Annotated in this window: 2 protein-coding genes; both read left to right on the top strand. The window is 61.1% G+C overall.

Annotation, left to right across the window (positions count from 1 at the left end):
- The first annotated feature begins 276 nt into the window (after nt 1–276).
- Nucleotides 277–1,491 (top strand): M20 family metallopeptidase, encoded by a 1,215-nt coding sequence (locus tag AC1DUU_RS30810; RefSeq protein WP_476787108.1) that lies wholly within the window; start codon nt 277–279, stop codon nt 1,489–1,491.
- Between the two features lie 100 nt (nt 1,492–1,591).
- Nucleotides 1,592–1,920 (top strand): ABC transporter substrate-binding protein (locus AC1DUU_RS30805; RefSeq protein ID WP_476787107.1); only part of this gene is annotated, 329 nt, incomplete at its 3' end.

Raw genomic sequence — 1,920 nt, 5'->3', positions numbered from 1 at the left:
TGGTTCGCCTGTCTGGCGGGGCGCTTTGCCAGCTTGGCCATAGCAACGCCCGGATTCTGGAAGGCGCGCTACGGTCGGCCGTCAAGGAAGGCGTTCGGGCGGGATGGCAGCGATCGCTGGTAATTTCAGGTATTGACCCGATCGTGAAGTCAGAACTGGCTCACCAAGAAGATATGTAATTTTTTACATTTCTGAATACATTGAATGTATAAACGCACAATGGACAGGAAATGACGAGAGTGACTACGCTGTTTGTTATCCAGCGAGGTGACGATCGTGCTTCAATCCCATCCAAAATCTGCCAGCCAAGACATTTCGCTTTCGACTATCCAGTCGGGCATCCTGTCGGATGACGATTGCATATCTCTCCTGCAGTGGATGTTGCGGTACGACACGACGGCATTGCAGGGCCGTGAACAAGGCTTTGTGGCCGAGCTAGTCAACTATCTGGCCGAGCGTGGCGTCGCATCGACAACGATCCAGGGGGATGACGGACGCGCCAATCTGATCGCGAGCCTCGACAACGGCCGTGCGGGCCCGCATCTGGTCTTTTGCGGGCATTGCGACACCGTACCCCTCGGCGACCGCGAATGGAAAAAATCGCCATTCGGAGGGACGGTCGAGGGTGGGCGCATCTATRGGCGTGGCAGTTCGGACATGAAAGGCGGCCTTGCCGCCCTCATCGCCAGCTTCCTCGACATGTACGCCCGTGAGGACTGGTCGGGCCGGCTTTCGCTGGCCGTGACCTATGGCGAGGAAACCGGCTCGGAGGGCGCGAGCCTGATGGCCGGCGACGGTAGCCTCGCCCCGTTCGACGCCATGATCATTGCCGAACCGACCTCCAACCGGCCGGTGCGCTGCCACAAGGGCGTGCTGTGGCTGGGCTTCACGGCAACCGGACGCACGAGCCACGGGTCAATGCCGCAGATGGGTCTCAATGCGTTGGAAATGCTGGTCCGGTTCCGGCAAAGGCTGCTCGATCTCGACGCCCTCGCCGCATCCGACCCGCTTCTGGGCCGGCCGACCATCTGCCTCACCCGCCTGCAAGGCGGCACGCAGGTCAACGTCATTCCCGATCGCGCAATCGCCGAATTCGACATGCGCACGCTGCCGGGGCAGAGCCACGACGACATACTCGCGGCGATACGAACGATCGCGCGTGAAATCGAAGCCGAATATGAGGGCGGCAAGATCGTCGTCGAACCAATCATTTCTMTGCCCGCGCTCGACACCCCGGCCGACAGCTCGATCGTTCGCGCGGCTCTGGACATCGGGCACGAACTGGGCGCGCCTGCCGGCGAAGCCGGTGGCGCCAGCTACTTCACCGACGGCTCGGTTCTGCAGTCTGTCGGCACCGACATCCTGATACTAGGCCCCGGCGACCCCGGCGAGGCGCACCAGACGGATGAGAGCCTCGACCTATCGGACTTTCTGACCTCCCGTCGTATCTACACGGAAATGGCCCGCCGCTTTCTGCGCTCTCCCGAATAACGGGGGAGACGTCCCACGCCGATCCTGAGCGTCAGGGCCGGCGCCCAACATCCAAGTTCCCACCAAGAGGAACCAACGATTTTTCCCAGGAGGAGTTTCAATGTCACTCGATCGTCGTCAATTCCTGCAGATTTCCGCTGCCACCGTCAGCGCCGGGGTACTCAGCGGCATTCCCCTCATGGCCCAGGCACAGGCCAAGGGCGGCGTTCTGAATGTGGTAGTCCAGCCGGAGCCGCCCGGCATCATGATCGGCATCTACCAGAACGTGCCCTCTCAGATGGTCGGAGGCAACATCTTCGAAGGTCTGCTGCGTTTCGACGCCGACCTGAAACCGCACCCGCTGCTGGCCACAAGCTGGGAGGAAGCAGCCGATGGCATGTTTTATTCCTTCAAGCTGAAGGAAAATGTGCTGTGGCACGACGGCAAGCC

It is taken from the genome of Aminobacter sp. P4_H6_2 (genome assembly GCF_056400805.1).
Note: the sequence above shows the minus strand (reverse complement) of the source record. Positions and strands in the feature narration are given on the sequence as shown.